General features: G+C 59.2%; 21 protein-coding genes. 7 read left to right on the top strand and 14 right to left on the bottom strand.

Annotated elements, in window-relative coordinates; all coding sequences use genetic code 11:
* Positions 1-69: 69 nt before the first annotated feature.
* Together ACNA0J_RS04640 and ACNA0J_RS04645 are read right to left on the bottom strand one after the other, a co-directional pair.
* Positions 70-1,017: a helix-turn-helix domain-containing protein gene (locus tag ACNA0J_RS04640; protein WP_415816880.1), complete on the bottom strand. Its 948-nt coding sequence runs from the start codon at positions 1,015-1,017 to the stop codon at positions 70-72.
* Between the two features lie 137 nt (positions 1,018-1,154).
* Positions 1,155-1,559, bottom strand: coding sequence for a RidA family protein (locus ACNA0J_RS04645; RefSeq protein ID WP_415816882.1), 405 nt, complete (start codon positions 1,557-1,559; stop codon positions 1,155-1,157).
* A 261-nt stretch (positions 1,560-1,820) separates the two neighbouring features.
* Between ACNA0J_RS04645 and ACNA0J_RS04650 the strand changes: the two genes are divergently transcribed.
* A complete protein-coding gene (locus tag ACNA0J_RS04650; RefSeq protein ID WP_415816884.1) occupies positions 1,821-2,171 on the top strand; it encodes a type II toxin-antitoxin system Phd/YefM family antitoxin in 351 nt (116 codons plus the stop codon).
* On the opposite strand, the gene ACNA0J_RS04655 is transcribed toward ACNA0J_RS04650, so the two are convergent.
* On the bottom strand, positions 2,156-2,788 hold the full coding sequence (locus ACNA0J_RS04655) for a Vgb family protein (protein WP_415816886.1): 633 nt from the start codon (positions 2,786-2,788) through the stop codon (positions 2,156-2,158). The genes ACNA0J_RS04650 and ACNA0J_RS04655 overlap by 16 nt on opposite strands.
* Before the next feature lie 85 nt (positions 2,789-2,873).
* A complete protein-coding gene (locus ACNA0J_RS04660; RefSeq protein ID WP_415816888.1) occupies positions 2,874-4,109 on the bottom strand; it encodes a helix-turn-helix domain-containing protein in 1,236 nt (411 codons plus the stop codon).
* A 343-nt stretch (positions 4,110-4,452) separates the two neighbouring features.
* Between ACNA0J_RS04660 and ACNA0J_RS04665 the strand changes: the two genes are divergently transcribed.
* Together ACNA0J_RS04665 and ACNA0J_RS04670 are read left to right on the top strand one after the other, a co-directional pair.
* Complete coding sequence (locus ACNA0J_RS04665) at positions 4,453-5,676, top strand: pyridoxal phosphate-dependent aminotransferase (protein WP_415816890.1); 1,224 nt, start codon at positions 4,453-4,455, stop codon at positions 5,674-5,676.
* Positions 5,677-5,737: 61 nt separating this feature from the next.
* Positions 5,738-6,883, top strand: a complete 1,146-nt coding sequence (locus ACNA0J_RS04670; protein WP_415816892.1) for an alpha-hydroxy acid oxidase — start codon at positions 5,738-5,740, stop codon at positions 6,881-6,883.
* A 123-nt stretch (positions 6,884-7,006) separates the two neighbouring features.
* Here the strand turns inward: ACNA0J_RS04670 and ACNA0J_RS04675 are convergent, their stop codons facing one another.
* The gene (locus ACNA0J_RS04675; protein WP_415816894.1) at positions 7,007-8,212 is read right to left on the bottom strand and encodes a M20 aminoacylase family protein; all 1,206 of its coding nucleotides are present in this window, start codon (positions 8,210-8,212) and stop codon (positions 7,007-7,009) included.
* A gap of 181 nt (positions 8,213-8,393) precedes the next feature.
* Between ACNA0J_RS04675 and ACNA0J_RS04680 the strand changes: the two genes are divergently transcribed.
* Entirely contained in the window at positions 8,394-9,515 is a 1,122-nt protein-coding gene (locus tag ACNA0J_RS04680; protein WP_415816896.1) for an NADH:flavin oxidoreductase/NADH oxidase, read from the top strand.
* Positions 9,516-9,612: 97 nt separating this feature from the next.
* Here ACNA0J_RS04680 and ACNA0J_RS04685 read toward each other — a convergent pair whose 3' ends face one another.
* Genes ACNA0J_RS04685 through ACNA0J_RS04700 form a run of 4 tightly spaced genes read right to left on the bottom strand, consistent with a single transcriptional unit; the run spans position 9,613 to position 13,367 of the window.
* A complete protein-coding gene (locus ACNA0J_RS04685; RefSeq protein ID WP_415816898.1) occupies positions 9,613-10,620 on the bottom strand; it encodes a Bug family tripartite tricarboxylate transporter substrate binding protein in 1,008 nt (335 codons plus the stop codon).
* 18 nt (positions 10,621-10,638) lie between these two features.
* Positions 10,639-11,577, bottom strand: a complete 939-nt coding sequence (locus ACNA0J_RS04690; RefSeq protein WP_415816900.1) for a polysaccharide deacetylase family protein — start codon at positions 11,575-11,577, stop codon at positions 10,639-10,641.
* A 3-nt stretch (positions 11,578-11,580) separates the two neighbouring features.
* A complete protein-coding gene (locus tag ACNA0J_RS04695) occupies positions 11,581-12,339 on the bottom strand; it encodes an SDR family NAD(P)-dependent oxidoreductase (protein ID WP_415816902.1) in 759 nt (252 codons plus the stop codon).
* Positions 12,339-13,367 (bottom strand): ketopantoate reductase family protein, encoded by a 1,029-nt coding sequence (locus ACNA0J_RS04700; protein ID WP_415816904.1) that lies wholly within the window; start codon positions 13,365-13,367, stop codon positions 12,339-12,341. Before ACNA0J_RS04700 ends, ACNA0J_RS04695 begins: the two co-directional genes overlap by 1 nt.
* A 137-nt stretch (positions 13,368-13,504) precedes the next feature.
* Here ACNA0J_RS04700 and ACNA0J_RS04705 point away from each other — a divergent pair, with 137 nt between their 5' ends.
* Positions 13,505-14,422: a LysR family transcriptional regulator gene (locus ACNA0J_RS04705; RefSeq protein ID WP_415816906.1), complete on the top strand. Its 918-nt coding sequence runs from the start codon at positions 13,505-13,507 to the stop codon at positions 14,420-14,422.
* A 39-nt stretch (positions 14,423-14,461) separates the two neighbouring features.
* Here the strand turns inward: ACNA0J_RS04705 and ACNA0J_RS04710 are convergent, their stop codons facing one another.
* Positions 14,462-14,866: a winged helix-turn-helix transcriptional regulator gene (locus ACNA0J_RS04710; protein WP_415816908.1), complete on the bottom strand. Its 405-nt coding sequence runs from the start codon at positions 14,864-14,866 to the stop codon at positions 14,462-14,464.
* A 123-nt stretch (positions 14,867-14,989) separates the two neighbouring features.
* Here ACNA0J_RS04710 and ACNA0J_RS04715 point away from each other — a divergent pair, with 123 nt between their 5' ends.
* Positions 14,990-15,838 carry an SDR family oxidoreductase gene (locus ACNA0J_RS04715; protein WP_415816910.1) on the top strand — a complete coding sequence of 283 codons (849 nt, stop codon included), beginning with the start codon at positions 14,990-14,992 and terminating at the stop codon, positions 15,836-15,838.
* A 103-nt stretch (positions 15,839-15,941) separates the two neighbouring features.
* On the opposite strand, the gene ACNA0J_RS04720 is transcribed toward ACNA0J_RS04715, so the two are convergent.
* From ACNA0J_RS04720 to ACNA0J_RS04730, 3 genes are all read right to left on the bottom strand, one after another.
* On the bottom strand, positions 15,942-16,937 hold the full coding sequence (locus ACNA0J_RS04720; RefSeq protein ID WP_415805095.1) for a Bug family tripartite tricarboxylate transporter substrate binding protein: 996 nt from the start codon (positions 16,935-16,937) through the stop codon (positions 15,942-15,944).
* 106 nt (positions 16,938-17,043) lie between these two features.
* Entirely contained in the window at positions 17,044-17,994 is a 951-nt protein-coding gene (locus tag ACNA0J_RS04725) for a dihydrodipicolinate synthase family protein (RefSeq protein WP_415816912.1), read from the bottom strand.
* Between the two features lie 38 nt (positions 17,995-18,032).
* Complete coding sequence (locus ACNA0J_RS04730) at positions 18,033-19,157, bottom strand: mandelate racemase/muconate lactonizing enzyme family protein (protein WP_415816914.1); 1,125 nt, start codon at positions 19,155-19,157, stop codon at positions 18,033-18,035.
* A 143-nt stretch (positions 19,158-19,300) separates the two neighbouring features.
* Between ACNA0J_RS04730 and ACNA0J_RS04735 the strand changes: the two genes are divergently transcribed.
* Positions 19,301-20,182 (top strand): LysR substrate-binding domain-containing protein, encoded by an 882-nt coding sequence (locus tag ACNA0J_RS04735; RefSeq protein WP_415816916.1) that lies wholly within the window; start codon positions 19,301-19,303, stop codon positions 20,180-20,182.
* Here ACNA0J_RS04735 and ACNA0J_RS04740 read toward each other — a convergent pair.
* A complete protein-coding gene (locus tag ACNA0J_RS04740) occupies positions 20,179-21,084 on the bottom strand; it encodes an isocitrate lyase/PEP mutase family protein (RefSeq protein ID WP_415816918.1) in 906 nt (301 codons plus the stop codon). The two genes, ACNA0J_RS04735 and ACNA0J_RS04740, sit on opposite strands and share 4 nt — an antisense overlap.
* Positions 21,085-21,164 lie beyond the last annotated feature (80 nt).

The raw sequence follows: 21,164 nt of genomic DNA on the forward strand, positions 1-21,164 counted from the left end.
TTCAAGGGGGCACGGCCAAATGGCAGGAGGACAACTCCCCTGCCCTTGTCCGCCATTTCCTGGCAGTCGTCAATCTGCCGGCTGGTCGCCCAGGTGGGCCATTCGAAATCCGCTCGGCGTAGTCCCGTATTGCTTTCTGAACGCGTGATTGAAATTCGATATGTCATTAAAGCCGCAGGAATACGCGATCCTGGAAATCTTTTCACGCGAGCATATGAGCTGGGCACGCGCCGCCGTCAAGCGCTCTGCCAACAAAACACTGGAAAAACTGCTCCTCGATTCTTGCAAGATTTTTTGGATCGATCGGCCTGACGTCTTCAATTGCGCGGCAACATCATCCAATGACAAATCGGACTTTGTCGCGTTGCGGCGAATGAATTGAATAATGGCATCGCGTTGAAATTCCCGCGGCGTCATGCCTATATTCTGGCCCCGTGCAGTGATCTTTAGCAGGTTGCAGACGTTCTCGATGAGCAATTCCACATCATCGGCTTGCAGCTCATGTTGGCCTGTGGCCAGCTCCGTCAGATAGGTGTGGAACATCGCAGCGTAGGGTTGCTCTGGCGACAATGGCAGGCTACGAACGCGCTGCAGAACGGGTAAAGCTTTCTCGACCGTCGCTGCAGGGAGGTTCGCCACAATGCGGCGCACATCCTTGTTAAACCGGACCCGCATCGACTCCCGGCCATCGATGACTGTCAGATCACCGGACCGGGCTAGGATGCGGCGGCCTGCCTGCGTAATCTCTGCCGTGCCTTCGATCTGCCAACTGACTAGATAACCTGACGCGCCGGCGTTGGCGAAAGATTCCTTTTTTCCAAGCACATCATGGGGTTTTGACCAGAAGGACGCGCAACGGATGCCGTCGTATTGCCTAGCGTCTATCTTGGCTGCGAAATCCGTGTCAGACAGCCTCTCAACCGACACGCTATGGATGGTCCGCGAAATGAATTCCCGCCAGGACTCCGCGCGTACGGCGGCCGGCATGGAATCGGTAGAGAGGCTGATGACATTCATTGGGGCCTTTGCCGGAGGAAACGCTGTAATGGGATCGGTAAAAAAGCCCCCCATGTTACGTGTCGTTTTGTTTCCGAGGCAATAACGCTCAAGCGCGCATAAATGTCGCCTGCGCGCCTGAAATACGACCCCTGCCCTCAGGCGCTCGCCGTTTCCGGCAGCTTGGCGATCACCTTGATTTCGAACTGAAAACCGGCCAACCAGGTAACGCCGACAGCCGTCACTGTCGGATACGGCGCCTTGCCCCAGTATTCTGCGACTACAGCCCAAGCTCGTTCGAAATGCGTCTGCGGGTCCACCATGAACACCGTCACGTCGATGACATCGTCAAAAGTGCAGCCGGCCTCGGTGAGGATCGCATTGAGATTTTTGAACGCTAGCCGAACCTGGTCATCAAGATCCGGCTCGGGAGAGCCATCGGGCCGGCTACCGACTTGGCCAGACACGAACAACAGGCCGTTGGCTCGGATGGCGGGGGAATAACGATGCAATTCGTACAGGGCATGGCGTTCGGGCGGGGTAACTACGTCGCGGGTGGTCATCTGACAGATTCCTTAAAGTGGTTGCAGGTGCAGTCACTATATAAGTCCGTCATTCATGGATAAATATCCAAAATTAGAAAATATTATTCTCCTCATCGGGATAATAAAGGCGTCCTGCGGCTGGGGCATAGCACCCGTAGCAAGGTCTTCGGGACGAGGAACGGTCTGAAAAGCACACCATTCTGAGCGCGCAGGCCTAAGAAAAAACTAAATTTAGACTAAACCAAGTCCACGGCACCCGACAGGATCGCCATCAAAACCATGAAATGGTCCACCCAAGTGAAACCCATCTCGTATCTCAAGAGGCACGCTGCAGAGATCGTCACGACGCTTACCGAGACGCGTGAGCCTTTGCTGATTACGCAGAATGGCGAGGTCAAGCTTGTCGTAATGGATGTTCAGAGCTACGAACAACAAAAACAGACAATAGCCCTGCTCCAATTACTGGTCCAAGGTCGCAACGAGATCGAAGGAGGCCGAATCACCCCCGCATCGGAGGCATTCGCGCAGATTGACGCGCTGGATCAGAAGGACGCCGATAGAGATCGGGGCGTCATGCCTTTCAGGCTGGCGCATGCGCCGCCCCGAAGCCCCGATCATTTCGAACGATGAACGACACGCAGCTTGCCGCTGGCGCCACCACCGCAAAAGAACTGACCGTCCTTGCCCGCCTCTAGCCCCGATACGCCCGTACCGGCCGGCATAGCCAACACGTCCATGACTTCCCCAGTATCGGGATTGACTCGCCGAACGTCGCTTTCGTCGTTCTCCCATGTCCCGTGCCAGAGTGCGCCATTGACCCAGGTGACGCCAGTGACCATACGCGTGGATTCGATCGTACGTAGGATGTCGCCCGTCTCTGGATCAATCTGATAGATCTTGCGCCCCTCATATTGCCCCACCCAGAGTGAGCCTTCTGCCCAGGCCAATCCCGAGTCGTCACCTTTGCCTGGCGCGGGGATGACGGAGAGCACTTCGCCGCTCGCCAGATCGAGTTTCTGGATACGGCCGTCGGCGATCTGGAAAAGATGCTTGCCGTCAAACGCGGTTCCTGCGTCCGCCTTGACATCAAGGGTGCGTACCATTTCGCCCGTCTCCGCATTGAGGGCGAGCAGCCTGTCGTCCGTGGCAAACCAAACGAGACTGCCATCGAACGTCACGCCGTGAACCCGGGGTGCCCCCGGAAACGGGCCATATTCCTGCACAATTTCAGCTTGAGCGTGTTTCATTGCGTGTTCCTCCCTACGCGATCTATCACGTTTGAGTTGCCCGGTGGACAGTGTCCGTCCGGAATCGAGAACCGTTAGACACAGTCTAGTCGCCTGCCAATAAACCGGGGAGTAACAAGGTTGTCGGGAATCCCGGCACGGATGCCGCCATCCAGCGTCGCGCGCGGCCGGCGCCAAAATACTGCGCCTTGCCGGCAGTGGCGAGTTGTTCCAGTGCTCGCTGCACCGTCCGTGGGCTCGCATTCAGGGCAATGGCCAAGGCTGAGCTCGACCACGCCTCACCATCGCCCAGCAACGTCAGAACAGCCGCATTCCTCTCGTCAGCGATGGGCGCCAATACGATGACCTGCTGTGCGTCATGCGGCACCAGCACGAAGCCTCGGTCGGTCGCGTGCACCTGCGCAACGTGGCGAAGCGCCGTGCGCACACGCCCTATTTCCACGCGCAATCGAGCGCGATGAGACTCATCGGTGTGTCTGGCCCGAAATGCGCGTAACAGCAGCGTCTCTCGGGGGACGTCACGCGGTGATGCTTCGCCCAGGCAGCGGATCAAGGCGAACAGCACGGGACGTGTCGCGAGTTGGATCGTTGTCCGGCCACCCTGCACAACGTTGCGGCATGCGTCGATCACGAGCGCATTGGATGCCAGCAGCGTTTGCACGTCCTCGAGCAGCATGAGGCGCTCGTGGCCACCGTCGATGGCACGTGCGGTGGGTATCTGCAGAACGCGAGCCGCGGTTTCGACTTCGATGCTTAGAGCGGCAATATTGGCTTGTCTGGCTGAGTCGGCCGCCCGATCGAAAGCCGCGCGTGCTTCGTCGATCTCTAAACGCCGGATGGCAATGCCGGCGAGCGTCAACTCGTAGGCCGCTCTTGAGGCGGGCGGCAACAATGCAGGGGAAAAGCCCGCCAGCAGTTCCGAGGCCTCGTTCACCCTGCCGATCAATAACAAACGCCGGGCGGCCAGATTGCGTGCATGGGCGGCGTTTGTGGTGTCGCCATGCCGTTCCAGCGTCTGCCAAGCCGTATCGAGCGCATGGACAGGCCAATTGAGGTCGCGTGAAACCAGTGCGATCTCGGCCTGTGCAACGACGCAGCGTGCACGAGCCACTTCGGCCTTTGGGCCGAATGCTCGCTCTGCGCTTTTGAGTAGCGACTTGGCCCGTTGGAAATCCCCCAGTTGGGCCATGGCGATACCGCGCAGCGCCAATGCGGGCGGGTCGTCGCGTAACGCAACGTGCTTGAGCGCGTTGAGCACGTCGCCGCCGGCCAATGCTTGCGCGGCTGCCTTGATCGGATGCTGATCGCTAGGTGGGCACATGTTTGGCATTGTTACCCGACGGGAACCGGCAGGCAACACACTGACCTAGGAGTCAATGCGCATCGATCCATTGCCGTAGCGCATCATCCCGAATCGAAAGCAGCTCAAAACAGGGTTGATTGACGTTTTGTGTAGAAAGCCTATGCAGTCTGATCGATATATGGGGTACGGATCTTCCCCATGCCGCCAGCCCCGGGTTGATCAATTAATAAGCAAGTGCACGCCCTGGCGGGGTAATACGGCGTCCGTCATCGGTACCGCCCCGGCCCGACGGAAACGAAGCCCGCCCGCGATGGTTTATTATTTCGCGCAGATCTCTCTCTGCTCTCTGGAATGTTTCCGCGTGAAAACCATCGACAAATCCTCCAAGCTCAATAATGTTGCATACGACATCCGCGGCCCCGTTCTGGACCGAGCCCGCGAGATGGAGGAAGCCGGGCAGCGCATCATCAAGCTGAATATCGGTAACGTCGCCGCGTTCGGGATTCAGCCGCCCGACGAAATCGTGCAGGACATCATCCGTAATGTGGCGGATGTGGCAGGCTACACCGACAGCAAGGGGCTGTTCGCCCCGCGCAAGGCGGTGGTGCACTATATGCAAAGCAAGGGCGTCAACGGCGTCGACGTCAACGACGTCTATCTGGGCAACGGGGCATCGGAACTCATCTCTATGAGTATCAACGCCCTGCTCAACGATGGCGACGAACTGCTGATCCCCTCGCCCGATTTTCCGCTATATACGGCCGTGACCGGTCTTTCTGGCGGCCGCCCCGTGCATTATTTGTGCGACGAGGGCTCGGACTGGATGCCCGATACCGCGGATATTCGCGCCAAGATCACGCCTCGCACCCGCGGCATCGTCGTGATCAACCCGAATAATCCTACTGGGGCTCTGTATTCCCGCGAGGTATTGCTGGACATCATCCAGATCGCGCGCGAACACAATCTCGTTATCCTGTCGGACGAGATCTATGACAAGACGATCTACGAAGATCTGGCCCACGTCAGCATGGCGTCGTTGGCCGATGATGTGCTGATCCTGACCTTCAACGGCCTGTCCAAGAACTATCGCTCCTGCGGTTACCGTGCGGGCTGGATGGTGGTCTCGGGTGACAAGCGGCCGGCGCAAGGCTATATCGAGGGGCTTAATATGCTGGCCTCGCTGCGCCTGTGCTCAAATACCCCGGGCCAGCTCGCCATCCAGACGGCGCTGGGTGGATACCAGAGCATCAATGAATTGGTCGGCCCCACCGGCAGACTGCGCAGGCAACGCGACCTGGCCTATGACCTGCTCACCCAGATTCCGGGCGTCAGCGTGATGAAGCCCAAGGGCGCGCTGTATCTGTTCCCGCGGCTGGATCCGGCGGTTTACCCGATAAAAGACGATCAGCAGTTTGCGTATAGCCTGTTGGACGAGGAACGTGTCTTAGTGGTCCAGGGGACTGGCTTTAATTGGGCCAACCATGACCATTTCCGGATGGTGTTCCTGCCGAATGCCGAGGACTTGACCGAGGCCATCGGCAGGATTGACCGGTTCCTGGGGCGGATGCGCAAGGGCGGCGTCTGAGGATAGGTATTTCTCTATCCTGATTCAATAATAAATCCATCGAGAGGAGGCATCGGACGCCATGCGCCTGCAAAATTGCCACAATTTTCACGATTTTCGTGAGCTTGCAAAACGTCGTCTGCCCGGGCCGATTTTCAATTACATCGATGGGGCGGCGGACGACGAAGTCACTTTGCGACGCAATGCGGCGAGCTTTGAGCAATGTGATCTCGTACCCAATGTGCTGCGCGGCGTAACGGATGTGGACCTCTCGGTCACGGTAATGGGGCAGAAACTGGCGATGCCGGTATATTGCTCCCCTACCGCGCTGCAGCGCCTGTTTCACCATGATGGGGAAAATGCGGTCGCGGCCGCGGCGTCGAAATTCGGCACGATGTTCGGCGTGTCGTCGCTGGGTACGGTCAGCCTGGAGCAGATACGCAAGACCTATAGCGGCCCGCAGGTCTATCAGTTTTACTTTCATAAAGACCGTGGCCTGAATCAGGCCATGATGCAACGAGCGAAGGATGCGGGCGTCAACGTCATGATGTTGACGGTCGATAGCATCACGGGCGGCAATCGCGAACGTGATCTGCGCACGGGTTTTTCGATTCCATTCAAGTTGAACCTGGCTGGTTTGACGCAGTTTGCAATGAAGCCGGCCTGGGCGCTGAACTATCTGACACACGAGCGTTTTCGGCTGCCTCAGCTCGACGAGCATGTGGACATGAGCGGCGGCGCGATGTCTATTGGGCGATATTTCACCGAAATGCTGGACCCGGCGATGACCTGGGACGATGTGGCCGAGATGGTGAAACTCTGGGGCGGCCAGTTTTGCCTGAAGGGGATCATGTCCGTGGAGGACGCCAAGCGTGCGGTAGATATCGGCTGCACGGGCATCATTTTGTCCAACCACGGTGGACGTCAATTGGATGGATCTCGTTCGGGCTTTGATCAGCTGGCCGAGATTGTCGATGCGGTCGGTGACCGGATCGACGTGATGATGGACGGCGGTATACAGCGCGGCACGCACGTGCTGAAGGCGCTGTCATTAGGCGCCAAGGCCGTGGGTATTGGCAGGTTCTATCTCTACCCTCTCGCAGCGGCCGGGCAACCGGGGGTGGAGCGTGCGCTGGGTCAACTGCGCACCGAGATCGAGCGCGATATGAAGCTCATGGGATGCACGTCAGTGTCGCAGCTGACGCGCGAGAATTTGCGATTCCGTTGAACGATAGCTCCGCGTCTCGTGTGCGCGAATCCGCACGGTCTACGTTAGTCGCTAACGTAGACCTGCTCGGTAAACCTCAAGCGCTGTGTCTATCCAACGAGTCGCGTTTTCGCCGATACGCCATCACGTCGCGTCAACATCGATCCGCAAATAGGTTTCCACCAGACGGCTCCAATACGCCGCACCGATGACCAAGTTGTTGTCGTTGAAATCGTATTTCGGGTTATGCAAGCCGCGGCCGTCAGTCGCCGGCCCATTGCCCAGCCGCACGAGCGCACCGGGGCGGTGCTGGAGCATGTAGGCGAAATCCTCGCTGCCCATTAAACGCTTGGTTTGAGGCACAACCTGGTCAGCGGGCAACACCATACGTGCCACCTCGATCGCCAGATCATTGGCAGCGGCATCATTTACCAATACCGGGTAGCCCGCGACATAATCGATGTCTGCCGTGACACCCTGCGCGATGGCTGTGGACTGCACGATCTCGATGATGCGTTTCTTCAGCAGCGCGCGCACGTCCGTACTGAATGACCGGACGCTGATGCCTATTTCGGCGGAATCCGGAATGACATTGAGCGCCTGGCCAGCTTGCAGCCGGCCCACGGTGACGACTGCCGCCTCGTCGGGATCGACATTGCGGGAAACCACGGTCTGCAACGCCACCACGATGTGCGCCGCGGCGACCAAAGGATCTGCTGCTTGATGCGGCCGGGCAGCGTGGCCCCCTACTCCCTTTACCTTGATGAATACCCGGTCGCCGGCCGCCATGAAGGGGCCTTCGCGAAACAGCATCTGCCCTTGAGGCATGCCCGGGTGATTATGGATCGCAAAGACATAGTCGCAAGGAAACCGCTCAAACAATCCATCGTCGAGCATAGCGGTTGCGCCGCTATCAAAGCCACGCTCTTCAGCCGGCTGGAAAATGAGATGCACGGCGCCGTCAAAACGGCGAGTCTGCGCGAGGTGCTTGGCCGCACCCAGCAGCATGGTCGTATGGCCGTCGTGGCCACAGGCATGCATGACGCCATTGTGTTGACTGGCGTACGGCAGACCAGTTTCCTCGAGGATAGGCAAGGCATCCATGTCGGCACGAATGCCGATACTGCGAGCGCTGGAGCCGGATCGCAGGGATCCCACCACACCGGTTTTGCCGACGCCCGTGGTCACCTCATAGCCCCACTCTTTCAGTTTTTCCGCCACCAGCGATGCCGTCGCCTGCTCGTTGAAAGCGAGTTCCGGATGTTTGTGAATATGGTGCCGCAGCGCTCGCAACTCGTCGTCAAATGCATTGAGGTCTGAGATCTGGGTGGAATTTTTGATAGTGGGCATGGAAAGGACTTATGGCGATGAAATCGTTGTTTAGGTTACTTCCAGACGGTATCTGGTGCAAAACAGGCTGGAACTGAAACACTTACCGTTCACGCAAGTGAACTGCTATCTTTGGAAATTGACGGGTGGCACTGCATCCTTTCATCATTGACGCCCATATCGCATTCCGGAAAGAAACACAATGACCCAAGACAGCCCCACCGGCGCAGGCCCCCTGCTCTTTCAACCTATCTCGATCAACCAACTGGACCTGGCCAACCGGATCACCGTCGCACCCATGTGCCAATACTCGGCTACCGATGGACTGGCCAGCGACTGGCATCGCATGCATCTCGGCATGCTCGGCAGCAATGGGGCCGGACTCGTGATGCTGGAGGCAACGGCGGTGACAGAGGACGGCCGCATCAGCCCTGGATGCTTGGGTTTGTGGGGAGACGATCAAGGCCGAGCCCTGACCGCTACGCTCGAAGCGAGCCGTAGATTCTCGACAGGCGCTTTCGGGATTCAGCTGTCGCATGCGGGACGCAAAGGATCTACCCAAGCCCCGTTTCACGGTGGTGCCCGTCTGGATCATGGACAAGGGGGCTGGAGCACGCTGGCGCCTAGCGCAATACCCTCCCGGCCCTCCGATACTGTCCTGCCTGTCGAGATGACCATGGACGATCTCGCCGAGGTGCGTAAAGCATTCGTTCAAGCCGCTCGTCGTGCATTGGCTGCCGGCATCGAGCTCATCGAACTGCACATGGCGCATGGATACCTGCTGCATCAGTTCTTGTCTCCCTTGTCTAATCAGCGGTCGGATCACTATGGCGGCTCGTTGGAAAACCGCATGAGATATCCGCTCGAGGTCTTTGATGCGGTACGTCAGGCAATTCCCGCAGAGATCCCATTAGGCGTACGTGTGTCGGCAACTGACTGGGTTGACGGTGGTTGGAACGAGGATGAAACCGAGGAGCTATGTCAGCGATTGCTGCCCATGGGTTGCGATTTCTTTGATATTTCCTCCGGAGGATTATCCTCCGCGCAAAAAATCACGGTGCATCCGGGATATCAAGTCCCGTTTGCTGCGCGCATCAAAAAATCCGTATCCGTTCCTGTCATCGCAGTCGGCATGATCACCGAGCCGCAACAAGCAGAACAAATTTTGCAAGAAGGCAGCGCCGACATGGTGGCACTGGCCCGTCAAATGCTGTTCGAACCGCATTGGCCGTGGCGCGCAGCCGCGCAACTGAAGGGACAGCTGCAGATCCCGCCGCAATATTTACGCTCATTGGCCTCTGCGCCAGATATTGCAAAAGCATAGGCCGTTACGCCATCACGTTACGGCAATGCTGGCTGGCAGAGACATTCTGCCAGCCAGCATTCGCATGATGGATGCCAGTGATATCCCGGGTGCCGAGTCAGGAAACGCCAGTAGCGCCAACCAGTTTCACCAACTCGCCCCACTTTGCATACTCACTCTCAAAGAAGGCTCGCGTTTGTTCCGCCGTCATCGGCGCGTAGGCAGGAACACCCTCATTTTCTACGCGTGCATTGATGGTCGGATCTCTGAGCGAGGCTTGAATCGCCTCCCTCAATTGGGCCGCGATTTCGGCTGGCAGACCGGCCGGCGCTACGTATGCATTCCACGTGACGACATCAAAATCGGTATGCAGCAGTTCCTCTACTGTCGGTACATCCGGGGCGGCCTTCAGGCGCGCTTTGCCCGACACCGCCAACGCAACGAGACGCCCTGATTTGACCTGAGGCCCGACCACCGACCACGCGTCGAACGCGTAAGTCAATTGTCCGCCTGCGAGGTCCGTCAGTACCTGGGGACCTTGCTTGTACGGTACATGCACCGCCTTGGGTACCCCCAATTTCTGGGCCAGCACGTGGCACGCGATGTGGCTCGAGGTCCCCGTGCCACTGGATCCATAGGTCGCCGTGTCGGGATTTTTCCGCAAATGCGCGGCCAGCTGATCGAGGGTCTTGATGCCGGACTCGGCTGTGACAACCAATACGACGGGCACCTGAATCGTGACCGCCAGCGGCTCGAACGCCGTGCGCGGATCAAATGGCAAACTCGAGTACACATGCGGATTGATAGCGAACGAACTGGCGGTGCTATACAGCAAGGTGTAGCCGTCGGGTCTGGCCCGTGCTACGGCGGCCGCGCCGATGTTGCCGCCGGCGCCGGCTTTATTCTCGATGACCAGGTTCGCGTCGAGCTGTTTGGACAGCGTCGTCCCTATCATGCGCGCGATGATGTCCGTATTGCCGCCAGGTGCGAACGGAACGACGATGGATACCGGTTTGTTCGGATACTTCGAGGCCGCTTGCGCGCCGCGCCACGGCATCATGGCGCCAGCCCCCACTATCGGCAGACTCGCTAGTTGCGCACAAAACGTGCGGCGTTTTACGTTCATGGATTCCCCTTTTTTTGGTTACTTGCTCACGCTGGGGGCAAATCGCCCCACATGCGCACTGACATCGAAACGATTGGCATTGGCAGACGAACGGTGATACTCGGCAATCTCCATCGGCGTTGCCCACCAGACGTCTTTCGCTGCCGAGATATGCGCGAAAAATTTGTCCAACAGCCGCAGACGCTGTGAACGGCCCGAGATCCAGTCATGGACGGTGATCATGCAGAGCCCGCCCCACTCCCGCGTTCCCTCGAACTCTTCGATCCAGCTTTCCAGAACCGCGTTGGGATTGGCAGGATGGGTTTTGTCGCGAGGCCCGTTCGTATAGCGAAAATACAGCGCATCGTCGATGGTCCAGGTCACGGGGACTTGCACCAGGCCATTGATCGTGTACGGGTGATCGAAACCCATCAGCGAACTGTCGTAGGCGAGCTTTGCCCGTCTCAACGCGGCGAGGCTCTCAGGCGAGTGCTCAAATGAAGGTGCGCGATAGCCACGCACGGCATCACCGGTTTGAGCCCGAAACACCTCGATGCTGCGATTCAGGTAATCGTCCAGCAACGCATCATCGAGCGTATCCAGCCGCTCGTGGAAATAACCGTGATACCCGACTTCATGGCCTGCCTCCAACAGCGTGGGCAACAGATCAGGATAAGTCGCGGCGACGACGCCGGGCACGTAGAAGGCGCCCTTGATATCCCATTTTTTTAACAACGCCAAAATGCGCGCCACCCCTTGCCTGGGGCCATAGCGGCGCTGCTCCAGCTCACCCAGAGACTTGGTTTGCTGCTGTCGTGTTACCCAGAAATATGGAGACTCGGCATCCAAGTCCAGCGTGAAAGCGACGGCGCTGCGCTTGCCCGACGGCCAGGTGTAGTCCGGAAAAGAAATGCGACTGTCGTCGTGCATGTTCACGCAGGTCTCGTGCACGTTTGCAGGGCTCGGTGTGCTATTCATGGTTCACTCCTCAGTGATGCATTTGCTCGGATCTGGGCGTCGATTGATCCCGCCACCGCCGTCTACGGAGAGCACCTGGCCTGTCGTGAACGACGCCGCCTCGCTCGCGAGAAAAAGCACTGCGCGGCTCAGCTCTCCGGGCTGGATCATGCGGCCAAGCGGAATGGCCGCGGATAGTGTCTTCAGATGTTCGGCAGGCAATGCCGGGCTGTTCATTCCCTGCGCCAGCCCGGGTCGAACGGTATTCACGCGAATGCCGTGAGGCGCGAGCTTCACAGCCAGAATACGGGTCATCTGCTCGAGCGCGGCCTTCGATGGCCCGTATATCGCGCCATTGGGCCGCGCCACCTCGGCTGAGGCCGAACTGATATTGACCACGGCCCCGCGTATGCTGGCAGCGATCCAGCGTTTGGCCAGCAGTTGAGTCAGCAGTAACGGTGCCAGTACGTTCACTTCCAGGATGCTGCGGCACAGATCTGGCGTCGCGTCCAGGATGTCTACAAAGGGAAATACGGCAGCGTTATTGACCAGCACACGGGGCAATGCCTCATCGCTCCAGCTGGCGACCAGTTTCTCGATAGCGGCAGCATCGGTGATGTCTGCCACCACGGTTCGAATAGCCTGGCGCGCCTGAGCCGAGTGCTCACGGTCGATGCTCGTCACCGTGGCGCCCTCTGCCACGAATGCCTGCGCCAACTCCAGTCCGAAATGGCCATTCCCGCCCGTCACCAGTACGTGCTGGCCCCGATACGTCTCGTTCATCACACCACCCTCTCCATGAGTTCGTCCAGATTGGCATTGCCAAAATCACGGCGGCCCGCCTCCATCTCTCGGATCATGGCGATCATGTGCGTGACAGTCGGGGTCTGAATGCCGGCAGACTGGCCATGCGCAACAATGTCGGTAATCTGCGGGTCGACCTCTGTCGCGCGTTTGCGCACTGCCAGGTCGCGCCATACGCCACTGCGGGGCTTTCCGACCCAGCGGCGGCAATGATCGGTGATCTGCTGCATCTGGGCCCAGGCGTCGTCCTCGCTCGCCTGGGCGGTGAACGCCTCGGGGGCAAAGCCGTCAAACGGCATGGGTTGAACGCCATTGGCGTTGGCCACCTTGACGACTTCGCCGCATAAAGCGCGCCACAACGGCAAATAGTTGCGATTGCCCAGCTGTTCGACGATGGTGTCGTTGGAGAGCGCCGTCGTGAACAGCAGCGCACCGATAGCTACTTTGCTCCACTTGTAGCCGAGCAAATGCGCCGTCCAGCTCGATTCCGGGTCTACCTGCCGCACCAGTGATTCGGCGTCTCTGGACCGCGTCGTGTCACGGCCGTCCAGCTCACCGACCCGGATACATCCCTTGCCACCGAACTGAATCCGCCCCGGCCCTAGATAATCCGAGGCGAAATTCACCAGTGCGCCCATGGTGTGCTCGGCGCCGATCAAATTCACGATGATGGATTCTGTCAGGCCATTCTGTAGCGCCAATACCCAGCCATCATCACGCAGATGCGGGCGCAGCATGGTGACGGCGTCATGGGTATGCTGCCCTTTGACAGCCAGCAATATGCGCCCGTAAACGCCGTCGATGTCCGATGCTAAACAAGCGTCCATACGAGAAAACGTGCTGCTGCCATCTGGTCCGACGATTTCCAGGCCATGGGTGCGGACAGCCTGAACGTGCTCGGGAACCACATCCACCAGTAGCACCGCCTGCCCGGCATCGGCGAGCTTTGCCGCTACGACGCCTCCTATCGCGCCACCACCCCACACAACGATTGGTTCCTGACTCACTACCACTCCCTGATTTCGATAATGCACCGCATGGCGCGTCCCAGACCGAAATTCTGAAGTGCCAAAACATATAATTCAATTTCTTAATTTGGCCATTTACTTGCGTGAAACGTAAGTAACATTCCAGGACCAGCAATATGAATTACCGCGCTTTCGAGGCGCTTCACGCCTTTGTCGAGGGTGGCAGCATTGCGCAAGCCGCGATGCGGTTGAACCGCACACAACCCCAGATCAGCCGCCTGCTCAGCCAACTGGAGGAGGACGCGGGATTTGAGATCCTGACTAAAGTCGGTCGCCGGCTCGAGCTGACGGAAGACGGTCAAGCCCTCTATCAACGGGTCTATGGACTGCTGCGCGCCCAGGATGCCGTACACGACTTTGCGGAAGACATGCGGCACGGCCGCAGAGACCGGGTCCGCATCATCGCAGCCAATCACATCATCGACGGTATGGCGGCAGAGGCTCTAGGCCACTGCCGTCTGCAGAATCCCGGCTTCTCGGCGGCGCTGACGGCACGGATGCCCGCGGAGCTGCAATGGTGGTTGGCCCAGCAACAGTTTGACGTGGCGTTGGTACAGCTGCCGCTGGAACACCCCGCCATCGAGACAGAGCTGTTCTGCCAAAGCGAGATCGTAGCGGTGATGCATCCGGATCATCCTTATGCGGACCGCGCACATATCGAACCCAAAGACATCCAGACCGAACCCTACATCAGCCTGGGGCGTCGCAGCATCCTGGAGCAACGCTGTCTGGCTTCCTTTGAGGCCACCAATGCCAGCGCCAACAGCGAGCTGGAGGTTTCTTTCAGCACCACCGCAATCCAATTGGCGGCGATGGGATGCGGCATTGCTCTCGCAGAGCCCATGGCTGCGCTTGCGCAGCGGCATCTGAATATCGTCGTGAAAAAATTCCGGCCGATTGCGAAGCTGCATTACGGCATGGTGTTTCCGAGGGGAAAACGGCGCAGCCCCGCCACTGAGATCTTTGTCGAAGAACTGCGTCGATGCGCGGATCGGAAAGCGCTGGAAATGCAAGAGCTTTTGGCGGGCACGTAGTGCGGGATACGCATGGCGCTGCGGCCGCTCGCGCTGCATTCAATCTATCGGAGACGCCTTGTCCAGGATCCGTGGCAAGCTGAGCTCCAGCCAGTCCACCAAGCCTCGCACTTTTTCCGCCGCCTCGACGCCGATCGGCGTCAATGAATACTCCACATGGGGTGGCACGGTATTGAAAGCACGCCGATTCACCATGCCGTCGGCTTCGAGCCATTGCAGTGTCTGGGCCAGCATGCGCTCGCTCACGCCGCCGATCTGACGGCGCAGATCGCTGAATCGAAGGGTCCCCGATTGGAGAGCAATCAATACGAGTACCCCCCATCGGCTCGTCAGATGCTTGAGGATCGGGCGTGACGGACAGCCCGCGGCCATCACGTCGCCTCGACGCAGTTTGGCCGAGAGCGATTCCGCAACAAGGGATTTGGAGGAACGGGGCTTAGACATTCAGGTGATGAGTTCACAACAACATAATGAGTTTAGCGCCTTAACTAACATTTTTGTACGTACTTACTAAAAATAAGTATTGGCTCTATAGTGTGTTCACCGCACATCTCTTGGAGTCGCATCATGACCATCGCAATCACTGGCGCTACAGGCCAGCTCGGACGTCTCGTTGTTCAAAAGCTGAAAGAAAAAATCAATCCTGGCGATATCGTAGGCTTGGTGCGCAGCCCCGAAAAAGCCGCCGATTTGGGCATCGCGGTGCGCGCCGCGGACTACACGCAGCCCGCCACACTGGAGGCGGCACTGCAAGGGATAGATACCCTGCTGCTGATCTCGGGCAATGACATCGGGCATCGCACGGCACAACACGCTAACGTCATTAACGCGGCCAAGCAATCCGGCGTGAAGCGGATCGTCTATACCAGCCTTTTGCGTGCGGATACATCGCCATTGAGCCTGGCGCCAGAGCATGCGCAGACTGAAGCGCTCTTGAAGCAATCCGGACTCCTCTACACCATCTTGCGTAACGGCTGGTACACCGAAAATTACACGGGTGCTATTCCCCCTGCCCTCGCCCACGGCGCGCTGTTTGGCAGTGCAAAGGACGGCGAAATCTCGTCCGCGCACAGAGCTGACTACGCGGATGCCGCGGTGGCGGTGCTCACGGGTACTGGGCACGATGGGAAAGTGTACGAGCTCGCGGGCGACACGTCGTACACATTGACCCAACTGGCAGCAGAGGTCTCCAGGCAGACGGGCAAGGACATCCCTTATCGGGACATCCCGGAAGCCGACTACGCTGCCGCGCTCAAGGGCGCAGGTCTGCCCGAAGGGCTCGCGGCCGCGATCGCGTCGTGGGATGTGGGCGTATCTCACGGAGCGCTATACGACGATGGCCGGCAACTCTCGACACTGATCGGCCGGCCCACGGGCTCGCTGCAGGATGCGGTTGCCGCAGCGCTGAAAGCCTAAAGCCCTCGATCTGGCGCGCATCGACAAATCATCGTCCGCCCGCTGACCTGCCCTGCCAATGGGACATCAGCGGGCGACGTATCGTGCCGCAGCAACGCTGTCGTTACTCCACCTTCGTCCCGGTGGATTTCACCAGATCGCCCCATTTCGCGATTTCCTTTTTCTGGAAAACCGCGAAGTCATCTGGCGACATCGCAGACGGTATGACGCCCATTCCCTCTAGACGCGCCTGCATATCGGGTGAATGGATAATCTGCGCGAGTGCTTGATACAGCTTGTCCACGATGGGCCGCGGCGTGCCGGCAGGTGCAAAGATCGCTTGCCAGGCTTGTACTTCGTAGTCTTTAACGCCAGCCTCTTGCATCGTGGGCACCTCGGGCAGGCTTTTCAGGCGCTGAGGCGACGTCACGGCCAGGGCGCGCAGGCGCCCGCCTTTGACCTGCGGCACGACCGTCGGTCCCTCGAACATGAAGTCGACCTGTTGCCCGATCACGTCCGGGATGGCCGAGCGGCCCGAGTATGGCGCGTGCACCAGCTTGATGCCCGCTATCTGTTCCAGCAATACGCCCGACAGATGTTGTGTCGTACCAATCCCGGACGACGCATACGAGATCGTGCCGGGTTTTTCGCGCGCGGCGTCGATGATGTCCTGGACCGATTTGAATCGGCTTTCGTTGGATACGACCAGCGTATTCGCATTCATGCCAATGATCGTGATCGGCTGAAACGATGCAACCGGATCGTATTGCATGTCTTTGAACAAACTGGGATTGATCGCATGAGTCGCAATGCTGGCGCCCAATAGCGTATAGCCATCAGGCGGCGCCTTGGCTACATAGGCGGACCCGATCATCCCGGTCGCGCCGGCGCGATTTTCCACCACGACATTGTCCTTGAGCGCTTCGCCCAGTTTCTGCGCCATGATGCGGCCCAACACATCGCTGTTGCTGCCGGGAGCAAAAGCAATCACATAGTTGATTTGTTTACTGGGCCAGGTGTCTACCGAGGCTCGGACGGAACGCGGGGTGATACCGAATGCACATGCGACTGCACTGGCGACGCCGGTCAAGCCGGCCGCCACGAAAGTTCTGCGGTTCATGAGGTGTCTCCTCCCGGATCTCGCTCCGGGTTGGTGTTCAGGATGCCGGCGTCGTCCTCCGGCCTCAGGGGTGATACGTGGACATTTTGCTTTTCTGATGGATGCGCTACTTGGGTAATGCCAGTGTCTGCACGCCCGGGATTTCAAAATTCACAGATGCCAGGCCATCCTCTAGCGACACGCGTTGTGCCGCCGTCAACTCGACGAGCGGAGGCCTGACCGTGGCCCAGCCCTCGTCACCCGCTCGTTGCGCAATGGCGGCCTTCATCGCGGGAATCATGGGGAATTTTTGGAACACATTACGGACGGCATCCAGGCCGGCCTGCAACGCGTCGGCGTTATCGCCCTGCCATTCCCGATACAGCGCAGCGATAGGGCCGGGATTCACATTGCCGGTGGCAGTGATGCATCCGACACCGCCGCCCCGCAATGTACGCAACAGGAATGTCTCGCTGCCCGCGAATACGTCAAAGCCCTGCGGCTGGAACGTCTTTAGCATGGCTTCTGTGTTGGCCCAGTCACCGGAACTGTCCTTGATACCGGCGATATTCTTGGGATAGGCCTTTAACAAGCGCTCGATCAACCCCATACTGATACCGACCTGCGCTACAGGCGGGATGTGATACAGATACACGCGCAGGTTCTCGTCGGCGACTTGGTCAATGACCTGTGCGAACGCACGGTACAGCCCCTCGTCGCTGACGCCCTTGTAGTAGAACGGCGGCAGCATCAGTACGCCTGCGCATCCCGCTGACACCGCATGCCGGGTCAGCTCAATCGCGTCGGGTAGCGCGCATGCGCCGGTGCCAGGCATCATGCGGCCAGCGGGCAGCCCTGCTTCTAACAAGGCATCTAGCAACGCTCGTTTTTCGGCAACGCTGAGCGAGTTTGCCTCCGAGTTGGTGCCGAATATCGCCAGACCCACGCCCTGTTCCAGCAGGTTCCTGCAGTGAGCCACAAACCGTGGCGCCGAGGGTGTGTAATCAGGATTGAACGGTGTCAGTACGGGAGAAAGCACGCCACGCAAACGCGGCGTGTCAGGGGTCAATGCAGGCATGATCGAACGGGCTCCATTGCAAAGTTAATCGTGAACCGTCAACGAACGGTGCGCCATTGCCCATAGCGCTCGACCATGGGCTCATCGAAATCAAAGCCCAGACCGGGGTCTTGCCGCAACAGCACGCGGCCGTCTTTGTGTTCGAGCTGACGATCTACCAGCTTGCGGAAATTCAGCACCTGGTCGTCCCAGAAAAACTCGACGTACCGCGCGTTGGGCATGGCAGCGACCAGCGGGGCATGCAGATCGTGGAACCAATGCGGACATACGATGACGCCGTAGCTCGCGGCCGTTGCCGAGATGCGCCGCCATTCGGTGATGCCGCCGCAGACGGCCGCGTCATGCTGCAAAATCGCCGCGGCGTTCTTGTCCAGCAGTTCCTTGTGATACCAGCGGCCATAGCCGATCTCGGCGGTCGCCACGGGAATGTTGGTGAGCCTGGCCAATTTCGCATGGCTGTCCACGTCGTCGGGCGAGAACGGCTCCTCGATGAAATACGGGTTGTATTGCTCAAAACGGCGCACGTACTGCATCGCCTGCGTGGTGTCTACCCAGGCATTGTTCATGTCCATCATGATTTCGACCTCAGGACCCACTGCCTCGCGCGCGGCGCGCAAGCGGGCTTCTTCTTCGGCAGGCGATAGACGGCCGGATTTCATTTTCACGGCGTTGAAGCCCTTGGCCACATAGCTGGCCATTTCCTCGCCCAGCATTTGCGGGGTCTTGCCGTCCAGGTAGTAGCCGCCGCTGGCGTAGGCCGGCACCGACTCCAATTCGTATGCGCCCAGGAATCGATGCAGGGGCAATTGCGCAGTGCGCGCATTCAAATCCCACAACGCCGTGTCCAACGCACTGATGGCACGCATCACAGTGCCGGCACGCCCCTGTAGTAGCGATTCCTGATACATGTTCTGCCACAGGCGCTCGACGGCGTGCGAGTCCTGGCCGATCAGAACCGGCGCGAGCAGTTGCTCGACGGCATTGACGAACAACTCGCCCGCTGCGCTGCCGATATAGCAAAATCCGATGCCCTCGACACCATCTGTCGAGCGCACTTTGACCAGACCGTAATAGCGGGTGCTGACGGTACGGGTGGAAAACGAAGTGACTTTGTCCAGCGGGACGGCGGCGGCGCAAACGTCGACGGAAAGAATCTTGGGCACGTGGGGCTCCTCAGGGTGGACATACAAAAGAAAGCGTATGGATGTATTCTGGGCCTGCCAAAGAAAAAGAAAAATAATGTTCTGGCATTTTGTGAAGTTATAAAATCCATCTTTTTAGTCGATTCGATATCGCCTCGCGCCCCATGGACACACGATTCCTGCAGAGCTTTATCTATGTGGTGGAAACCGGATCGATCGCCGGTGCCGCCCGCCGGCTGGACCTGACGCCGGCATCGGTTGCACAGCGGATCAAGGCGCTGGAGGCCGACGTAGGCAGCCAATTGATCGTGCGCGCCGGACGTACGGTCAAGCCCACACTGGCCGGCAACCGCATCCTGCAGCGCGCGCATACGGTATTGAGCGAAGTCCGGGATCTGCGCTCTGCCGCCTCGGAAACCAATTTGCCGGCGGGCCCGCTACGACTGGGAGCCACGCCGACGGGCTTGACGCACATCCTGCCCGGGGTGCTCAAGCAGTGGGTGCAGGCCCATCCCCACATTGAGATCTACATCGAACCTGCGCCCACCACCGTGCTATATCGACGGGTGCTCGATGGCCAGTTGGACGCGGCCGTCATGGTGCATCCCTTGTTCGACCTGCCCAAGAGCTGTGCCTGGCACGGACTGCGCAACGAGCCTTTGACCTTGGTGACGCCTGCCGATATGCGCGTGCGAGATCCAATCAAAACACTGGCGGCTGAGCCTTTCATTCGATACGACCGTCAAGTCGTCGGCGGCAAGCTGGCCGATGATTATCTGCGGCACCACGGCGTGCGCCCACGCGTGCGTTTTGAGCTCGACGGCATTGAATCGATAGGCAGGCTCGTGGCCGAGGGGCTGGGCATTTCCATATTGCCCGACTGGAATGTCGGGGGGCCGCCTGATATGGCGATCAAACGCTGGACGCTGCCTGCGCCCCGGCTGGAGCGGCAGGTCGGCATCGTATGGACGCGCGCGAATGTACGCGCGCAGCTGGCGCAGGCGTTGGTAAATTTAGCCGCGCCGTTGTTTCCCGCCAGGCCTTAAGCCTTTAGCCGTTCTTCGGTGGCTGTCCATTTCTCGTATTCGAATAGCGACCACAACTGCCGGTGCGACAGCATCCTGTCGGCCGAGCCTGCCGTCGTGCCCGTGGTGGCCAAGTCCCGCAACATCTCCGTCCCTGCATACGTAAAGCAACGCGTAATCGCGTTGGGATAAATCGCCATCGCAAAGCCCAACTCGCGCAGACGCGCCGCTGGCACGATCGGCGTACGTCCGCCCTCGACCATATTGGCCAATACGGGGGCGTTGACGCTACGGGCGACTTCGGCTAATTCCTGTTCATTTTCCGGGCTCTCGACAAAGATGACGTCGGCACCCGCCTCTACATAGCTCGCCGCCCGATCCAGAGCAGCCTGCAAGCCATGGTCACTGCGTGCATCGGTACGGGCAATGATGGCCACATCCGGATCAATCCGCGCATCGACAGCGGCTTTGATACGCCCGATCATTTCCTGTGTGGACACCAGGTTGCGCCCGCCTTCGTGCCCGCATTTCTTGGGCCAGGATTGATCCTCGATCTGTATGCCGGAGATACCTGCGCGCTCGAAAGCACGCACAGTGCGGATCACATTCAACGGCCCACCGTAGCCCGTATCCGCATCGACAATCACCGGGATGGACACCACATCCGCCACGCGCGCCGCGCGATCCAGGACCTCGGAGAACGACATCAGGCCGACATCGGGCGCGCCGAGTGCGGACATGGACATGCCCGAGCCCGTCAGGTACAGCGCCTGAAAGCCTGCCTGCTCGATCAAACGCGCGCCGACGCAATCGTAGGCGCCTGGCGCTACCAACACCTCTGGCGCTGCGATTTGCCGCCTCAGCGCGGCGTTGCGGCCGGTAGATTGACGCAGGCCCAAGGGATAGTCGTGAGGATCAGGCATGGGGGTGAGTGCTCCAGAATAAGGGGAATGAACAACGCGTGTATGAAAATCGGTGGGAATACGCAGTGGCCGGGAACTAC

The sequence above is a fragment of the Bordetella tumbae genome (assembly GCF_965139195.1).
Taxonomy (GTDB): Bacteria; Pseudomonadota; Gammaproteobacteria; order Burkholderiales; family Burkholderiaceae_B; genus Bordetella_A; species Bordetella_A tumbae.

Coding starts and splice junctions, on each gene's coding strand:
- ACNA0J_RS04650 (WP_415816884.1), top strand. CDS start 1,821: ATGAAATGGTCCACCCAAGTGAAACCCATCTCGTATCTCAAGAGGCAC.
- ACNA0J_RS04715 (WP_415816910.1), top strand. CDS start 14,990: ATGACCATCGCAATCACTGGCGCTACAGGCCAGCTCGGACGTCTCGTT.
- ACNA0J_RS04710 (WP_415816908.1), bottom strand. CDS start 14,866: ATGTCTAAGCCCCGTTCCTCCAAATCCCTTGTTGCGGAATCGCTCTCG.
- ACNA0J_RS04705 (WP_415816906.1), top strand. CDS start 13,505: ATGAATTACCGCGCTTTCGAGGCGCTTCACGCCTTTGTCGAGGGTGGC.
- ACNA0J_RS04645 (WP_415816882.1), bottom strand. CDS start 1,559: ATGACCACCCGCGACGTAGTTACCCCGCCCGAACGCCATGCCCTGTAC.
- ACNA0J_RS04690 (WP_415816900.1), bottom strand. CDS start 11,577: ATGAATAGCACACCGAGCCCTGCAAACGTGCACGAGACCTGCGTGAAC.
- ACNA0J_RS04740 (WP_415816918.1), bottom strand. CDS start 21,084: ATGCCTGATCCTCACGACTATCCCTTGGGCCTGCGTCAATCTACCGGC.
- ACNA0J_RS04725 (WP_415816912.1), bottom strand. CDS start 17,994: ATGCCTGCATTGACCCCTGACACGCCGCGTTTGCGTGGCGTGCTTTCT.
- ACNA0J_RS04720 (WP_415805095.1), bottom strand. CDS start 16,937: ATGAACCGCAGAACTTTCGTGGCGGCCGGCTTGACCGGCGTCGCCAGT.
- ACNA0J_RS04685 (WP_415816898.1), bottom strand. CDS start 10,620: ATGAACGTAAAACGCCGCACGTTTTGTGCGCAACTAGCGAGTCTGCCG.
- ACNA0J_RS04660 (WP_415816888.1), bottom strand. CDS start 4,109: ATGTGCCCACCTAGCGATCAGCATCCGATCAAGGCAGCCGCGCAAGCA.
- ACNA0J_RS04680 (WP_415816896.1), top strand. CDS start 8,394: ATGACCCAAGACAGCCCCACCGGCGCAGGCCCCCTGCTCTTTCAACCT.
- ACNA0J_RS04735 (WP_415816916.1), top strand. CDS start 19,301: ATGGACACACGATTCCTGCAGAGCTTTATCTATGTGGTGGAAACCGGA.
- ACNA0J_RS04640 (WP_415816880.1), bottom strand. CDS start 1,017: ATGAATGTCATCAGCCTCTCTACCGATTCCATGCCGGCCGCCGTACGC.
- ACNA0J_RS04655 (WP_415816886.1), bottom strand. CDS start 2,788: ATGAAACACGCTCAAGCTGAAATTGTGCAGGAATATGGCCCGTTTCCG.
- ACNA0J_RS04695 (WP_415816902.1), bottom strand. CDS start 12,339: ATGAACGAGACGTATCGGGGCCAGCACGTACTGGTGACGGGCGGGAAT.
- ACNA0J_RS04675 (WP_415816894.1), bottom strand. CDS start 8,212: ATGCCCACTATCAAAAATTCCACCCAGATCTCAGACCTCAATGCATTT.
- ACNA0J_RS04670 (WP_415816892.1), top strand. CDS start 5,738: ATGCGCCTGCAAAATTGCCACAATTTTCACGATTTTCGTGAGCTTGCA.